Source organism: Bradyrhizobium sp. UFLA05-89, from assembly GCF_059803475.1.
The window spans coordinates 23,532-29,976 of the sequence record NZ_JBANBA010000119.1; the positions used below are offsets into that span (position 1 = coordinate 23,532).

Consider the following 6,445-nt stretch of genomic DNA (forward strand, 5'->3'; position numbering starts at 1 on the left):
CATCTCCCCATTTGAACGATTGCAGTCGGACCCGCGGCTCATGCCACCACCGGCGCCTTCCAACGCATGAAGCGCCGCTCCAGCGCCTCGAGCACGGCGTTGAACGCCAGCCCGATCACCGTGATGCCCAGGATGCCGAAATACATCTGCGGGATCAGGAAGCTGTACTGGCTGTTGATGATGAGATAGCCGAGCCCCGCCTTAGCAACGACCATCTCGGAGGCGACCAGCACGAGCATGGCGGACGCGCTGGCAAGGCGAATGCCGACGAAGATGGTCGGAAGCGCCGCCGGGAGGATGACCTTGCGGAACAATTGCTGCGGGCTCGCGCCCATCGTCCGTGCCGATTTGATCAGGAGTGGATCGACCTGCTTGACGGCACCGATGGTGTTGAGCAGCAGCGGCCAAGCGCAGCTATAGATCAACCATGGTGATCTTCGACATCTCGCCGATTCCGAGCAGCAGGATGAACACCGGCAGGAGCGCCAGCGGCGCGTTGTTGCGGCAGATCTCGATGAACTGGTTTAGGAGATCGCCGAGCCGCGCGTACCAGCCGACGAGAAGGCCCAGCGGGATGATCAAGGCAACCGATCAGAAATCCGCTCAGGGCACGCAGCAGGCTTGCGGACACGTCGTCGTAGAGCTCGCCGGTCTGCGCGAGCTGCCAGCCCGCGGCGATCACCTCCGAGAACGGCGACAGGAACACCGGATCGATCAAGCCGAGTCGCGGGGTTGCCTCCCATACCGACAGCAGCGCAATGAGCAGCAGCGAGCGATGCCCGAGTGCACCGAGGGAGCGCACGGCAGCATGAAGGCGGTCGACGATCGGCGATGGACGACGTGCCACGTCGGACAAGGAGCTCGGACGCCCGTGCGCGAGCTCCAGCAGCGTCAGCGTCTCAAGGCTAGACATGCACAACCTCCTTCACGTTACGGTCAACGCGACGCGTGGCGACGCCGCCGTTCAATTGACCCTGCTGCGCCTTCTGCACTTCATCGCGGAGCAGGCTCCAGACCTCGTGCCTGACATGGCCGAACTCCGGCAGCGAGCACACGTCATCGACCTCGCCTCGCAGCGCGTGGGGAATGTCGATGATTTGCTTGATCCGGCCCGGGCGCGAGGTCATCACGGCGACGCGCTGGCCGAGCACCACGGCCTCGTCGATGCCATGGGTGATGAAGACGATCGTCTTGCCGGTCGCGCGCCAGATCCGCAGCAACTCGGTCTGCAGTGTCTCGCGCGTCTGTGCATCCAACGCGGCAAACAGCTCGTCCATCAGCAGCACCTCCGGATCGTAGGCAAGGCTGCGCGCGATCGCGACGCGCTACTTCATCCCGCCGGAGAGCTCGTGCGGGTAGCGGCTGGCAAAGCCAGACAGGCCGACGAGATCGAGGAAATGCCGCGCTATCTCGCGCCGCTGCGCCGCCTTGAGCCCGGCGATGTCGAGCCCGAACTCGACGTTCTCCGCGGCAGTGCGCCAGGGAAATAGCGCGTATTGTTGGAACACGATGCCGCGGTCGCGCGCGGGTCCCGTGATCGGCTGGCCATCGAGCAGGATCCGACGGCTGGTCGGCGTCGTCAGTCCGCCCAGCAGATCGAGGAGGCTGGATTTTCCGCAGCCGCTTGGGCCGACCAGGGCCAGGAATTCGCCGGTGCGGACGTCGAGCGCGATGTCCTCCAGGGCCGTGAAGCGGCCAGCCGGACCGCCCCCCTCGCCTCGCGTCACGAACTCCTTGCGGACGCGCTCGAAGCTGATCTTGACCTGGTTGGTTTTCACTTGGGTCATTGTGCCTCCGCCGTCTTGCCAGGGCGGAAATAGTTGAACGCGTTGGTATAGGTATCGGAGGCCTTGATCTGGCCCGGTTTGAACAAGCCGTCCTTCTCTAGCCAGTCGATCCACACCTGGATTTCAGCGTCGGAGATCACGCCGCCCTTGCTCGCCACGCCGGTGCTCCTCCAATATTTGATCGAGGAGCCATCCTCATTGCGCTTGCGTTCGGCGATGATCCTGTCGAAGCGCGCTCGAACCTCTTCCGGCGGTGTCGTCTGCGCCCAAGCGATGGCGCGCGAAATGCCCTCTACCAGCCTGCGCGACGCGTCGGGATTGTCCTTGATGAACCTGTCACGCAGGACATAGGAACCGCCGGTAAATTGGCCGAATAGATCGGTGTCGTTGAACAGCGAGCGGATGCCGCCGCGCTCGAGCGCCTTGTCGCGCAGCACGCCGCTGAGCGCACTCACCTCGACCTGGCCCTGGCGCAGCGCCTGCTCGCCGCTCACCGGCGGGATCGCCACCAGCGTCAACTGCTTGACCTCGCTCGCGGAAAGGCCGTTGCGGGCCAGATATTCGCGGAGCACGAACTCGAGATGCGCGCCCAGGGTGTTGACGGCAACCTTCTTGCCGATCAGGTCGCGGGCCGTCTTGACCGGACTGTCGTCCTTCACGTAGTAGCCGTAATAGGTGTTGGCATCGGAGCCGTAATAACCGACCACCGCCTTGATCGGTGCCTTGGCCGCGATCAGCTTGAGGATCGCACCGTAGAAGGCGCCGCCGATGTCAATATCGCCGGTCACCACCGTCTGGATGTCCTGGGGACCGCTGATGGTGTTACCGACCCATTTCAGCTTCAGCGGCGCGAGATAGCCGAGGTCGTCGGCGAGCTCGATGAAGCTCACCTGCCCTGCCCAGCCCTGATAGCGGATCTCGGTCTTGTCGAGCGGCGGCTCGGCGAAGGCCGGAGCTGCAAGGCCCAGCGCCAGAGCGCCCGCGAGCAGCAACCGCGCACGAACAAATCCAAACAAAGCGTTCATTTTGGCAAATCCTGTCAATGATGCGGAGATCGAGCAGCCTTCATCAGGCAGCCTTTGCCGTCTGCGGCTTTGGCGCCTTGATGTGCGTGACGCTGTGACGACCATCGACGCTCACCGGCACCTCGCCATCGATGGTGGCGCGGCGGACGATGCGATGGTGATCGCCGTAGTCGTTGATCGCGTAGTGCTGGGTCGCACGGTTGTCCCAGATGGCGACGTCGCCCGCCTGCCAAGCTCAGCGCACCGTGTTTTCCGGTGCGGTGATATGCGACTGGAACAGGTCGAACAGCTTCTGACCGTCATATTTCGGCAAACCGACGAAGCGCTGCACGAAATTGCCGAGCACGAGCGTGCGTTCGGCGGTTTCGGGATGGGCCCGCACCACCGGATGCTCGGTCTCGTAGATGGTGCCGGTGAACACCTCGTCGAAGTGCTTGCGGTCCGCTTCGCTCGCGCGCGTCTTCACGGCGTAATCATAGGCGTTGCTGTGGATCGCCCAGAGCTCGTCGGCGAGCTTGCGCAGCGGCGCCGGCAGGTCGAGATAGGCGGCCGCCGTGTTCGACCACAGGGTATCGCCGCCATAGGGCGGGATCACGACACCGCGCAGCACCGAGATCTTCGGATAGGCATCGACGAACGTGACATCCGTGTGCCCCTGGTCGGCGCGGCCACCGCCGCGGCCGGAGTCCAGTTCCAAAATCGATGACGTTCCCTTGGTCGCACCGACAGTCGGATGCGGCACGAGCTTGCCGAGCCGGACGGCAAATCGCTCCTGCTCGACATCGTCGAGATACCCCTGGTCGCGGAAGAAGATGACTTTGTGCTCGAGCAGCACCCGGTTGATGGCGCGAATGAGGTCGTCGGACATATCGCCGGACAGCTTGACGTTCCGAATCTCGGCGCCGAGCCGGGAGGCACGTTTGACGATATCGGCGCGCGGAATGACGTTGTCGATGGTGGTCGCGTTGCTCATGATCGTGATCTCTCGTTTTGAATTTCTGAACAAAGCTCCGCCGTGCGCCGTACAGCTGGGTCGGCGGGGAGACTGGATGGGTGGTTTCTTGGATTTGGTCCTAGGGGATCACGTTGCTGGCTAGACCGTTCGCGGCACACGGATCCCGGCGGTACAGCTCTCCACCATCGCGTCAGCGCGACACGGCGCACACAGCGCCATCGGCCGGGCTCCTTTGCGAACGACGTGTGGATCGGATTGCCGCATGGTGAACGACTCTTGCTTGGACCCTGCAGATGGTAAAAGCGATCGCGGACCAGTCAATGAAACGAAACCAGCCTTGTTTTCCGCAGCGAGAAATGATCGCTTCGTTGGTCACGCGGAGATGGAAATATTTGCGATCATGTCGTCCGCGCGAGCGCCGCGAGCACGCGATCATAGGGAAAATCAGGCCAACCGACCCGCGAAAGACCCGATTCATTCGCCTTACGCCATCGGCAGGAACGCACTCATCTCCGATCAGCGACAAGCTCACAGGGTTCATGCTCGCTTCGCGGGTAACAACGCAAATTCATTTCATCGACAGCTTTGCGAGCGTCGACATAGAGTCCGGTTTAACGCGCGCCCGGTGAGGCCGCGATCCGACGACGACCAATATTTGCGAGCCAGACCATGAGCAAGCGGCAGCTTTCCCTGAACTTCTTCATCTATCCGGACGGTCATCACGAGGCCGCCTGGCGTCACAAGGCCTCGACGACCGACCGCATTCTCGACGTCACCTACTATCAGGAGCTGGCGCAACGCGCCGAAGCCCACAAGTTCGACGCGGTCTTCTTCGCCGACGGCCCGGTGCTATCGGACAACGTCCGTTACGCGCAACGCTTCCGGCTGGAGCCGATCACGCTCCTCACCGCGATCGCGTCGGCCACGACGCGCATCGGCCTGATCGCGACGGCGTCGACGACCTACACCGAACCCTACAACCTCGCGCGGCTGTTCGCTTCGCTCGATCACATCAGCGGCGGGCGGGCCGGATGGAACATCGTGACGACGAGCTCGTCGCAGGCCGCCCAGAATTTCGGGCTGCCCGAGCACCCCCCGCATCACGAACGCTATGAGCGGGCGCGGGAATATCTCGATGTCATCACCGCCCTGTGGGACAGTTGGGAAGACGACGCGCTGGTCAATGACCCAGTCTCCGGCATTTTCGCCGACACCAGCAAGATCCACACGATCGACCACATCGGAAAGCACTTCCGCGTGCGCGGTCCGCTGAATATCTCGCGGACGCCGCAGGGCCGGCCGGTCTATGTCCAGGCTGGCTCGTCCGAGGACGGACGCGCCTTTGCCGCGCGCTTTGCGGAAGCGATCTTCACCGCGCACCAGACGTTGGCGAGCGCGCAGGAATTCTATGCCGACATCAAGCGCCAGGCACGCGCATTCGACCGCAGCTCGGATCAAATCAAGATCCTGCCCGGCATCTCTCCGTTCATCGCCAGCACGCAAGTGGAAGCCGACCGCCTCCAGGAAGAGTTCAATAGGCTGATTCAGCCGGAATTCTCGCTCACCCAGCTCCGCCAGATGACGGGGCTCGACCTCACCGGCTTCGATCTCGATGGCCCCTTCCCGCGCCATTTGATCGACATCGATGGTGCGCATCGCGTCGCAAGCCGCTTCAAGCTCATCGTCGACATCGTCGATCGCGAAAACCCGACGATCCGTCAGCTCGTGCAGCGCCTCGCCGGTGCGCGCGGCCATTGGGTCATCGCTGGTCCGCCGGAGAAGATCGCCGACAATATCCAGACCTGGTTCGAAAATGGCGCCGCCGATGGCTTCAACGTCATGCCACCATGGCTGCCGGGAGGATTTGATCTGTTCGCCGAGCAGGTCGTACCGATCCTGTGCAAACGCGGCCTGTTTCGTCACGAGTACACGGGCACAACCCTGCGCGAGCACTACGGCCTTGACCGTCCAAACAGCTTGTTCTCCAGCCGCATCCAAGCAACCGCATGACCGCTTCTCTCTTCTTCGTTTGGCATCTAGTCTTACTGAGTCAGAGTGTCGCGGCCGTTGCCGAGAAGAATCATATATTTGAGAAGACTCATCTTTTCAGCATGCGGAGAGGCTGAGATGGGTCTAGCAAAATCGGGGGACGTAGCGTCGCGGTTTTCGGCGTATGTCGAGGGTCTTACGAGCGTGATCGGGCGCGCGGACCGAGCCAAACCGCTTCGCGATTACTGCACGGGTCTGATGATGCCTTGCGATCGCAAGAGCGTCGAGCCGATGGCGGCGATCACGGCTCCTGAGCGGACAGCAGCGCAACACCAGTCGTTGTTTCATTTTGTCGGTCAAGGCGACTGGTCGGACCAGCAAGTGTTGGCCAAGGTCCGTGAGTTGGTGCTGCCGAGCATCGAACGCCACGATGCCGTCCCCTCACGCCACGTGAGCTTTGCGCCGACGCGGACGGTCGGTCGCCCTTTCCCGGTCTTCAGGCACCTCAACAACAACTACCAAATAGCGGCGGCCTTCAAGGTCGTTGGAAGGCAACTAGCTCTTCAAGCCTACCCTCTCAGCACGTTCTGGTTAAAGGCTTCAATCTGCACAAGGTCGTGGGCCCTTGGGATTGAACGAGGGTCATCGCTCTCGACCGCTGCTTTTTCGCCTTTAAGTGCGCCAACGCC

General features: G+C 62.5%; 6 protein-coding genes and 2 pseudogenes. 3 read left to right on the plus strand and 5 right to left on the minus strand.

Translation table 11 applies throughout. The features are described from left to right. Positions 1–38: 38 nt before the first annotated feature. The 5 genes and pseudogenes from SO139_RS38405 to SO139_RS38425 all read right to left on the minus strand — a co-directional run bounded on the left by SO139_RS38405 (position 39) and on the right by SO139_RS38425 (position 3,785). Positions 39–425, minus strand: a complete 387-nt coding sequence (locus SO139_RS38405) for an ABC transporter permease (protein WP_449384073.1) — start codon at positions 423–425, stop codon at positions 39–41. Further along, a complete protein-coding gene (locus tag SO139_RS38410) occupies positions 415–582 on the minus strand; it encodes a hypothetical protein (protein ID WP_498541655.1) in 168 nt (55 codons plus the stop codon). The genes SO139_RS38405 and SO139_RS38410 overlap by 11 nt, the downstream gene beginning before the upstream one ends. A gap of 323 nt (positions 583–905) precedes the next feature. Then, positions 906–1,787 (minus strand): annotated as a pseudogene (locus SO139_RS38415) (ABC transporter ATP-binding protein). Next, entirely contained in the window at positions 1,784–2,812 is a 1,029-nt protein-coding gene (locus tag SO139_RS38420; protein WP_449384071.1) for an ABC transporter substrate-binding protein, read from the minus strand. The pseudogene SO139_RS38415 and the gene SO139_RS38420 overlap by 4 nt, the downstream one beginning before the upstream one ends. Before the next feature lie 43 nt (positions 2,813–2,855). Then, positions 2,856–3,785 (minus strand): annotated as a pseudogene (locus SO139_RS38425) (TauD/TfdA dioxygenase family protein). A gap of 275 nt (positions 3,786–4,060) precedes the next feature. Here SO139_RS38425 and SO139_RS38430 point away from each other — a divergent pair. From SO139_RS38430 to SO139_RS38440, 3 genes are all read left to right on the plus strand, one after another. Continuing rightward, complete coding sequence (locus SO139_RS38430; RefSeq protein ID WP_498541656.1) at positions 4,061–4,396, plus strand: hypothetical protein; 336 nt, start codon at positions 4,061–4,063, stop codon at positions 4,394–4,396. Between the two features lie 40 nt (positions 4,397–4,436). Continuing rightward, the gene (locus tag SO139_RS38435) at positions 4,437–5,777 is read left to right on the plus strand and encodes an LLM class flavin-dependent oxidoreductase (protein WP_449384068.1); all 1,341 of its coding nucleotides are present in this window, start codon (positions 4,437–4,439) and stop codon (positions 5,775–5,777) included. A gap of 117 nt (positions 5,778–5,894) precedes the next feature. After that, on the plus strand, positions 5,895–6,445 hold a 551-nt coding region (locus SO139_RS38440; RefSeq protein ID WP_498541657.1), incomplete at its 3' end, for a transposase.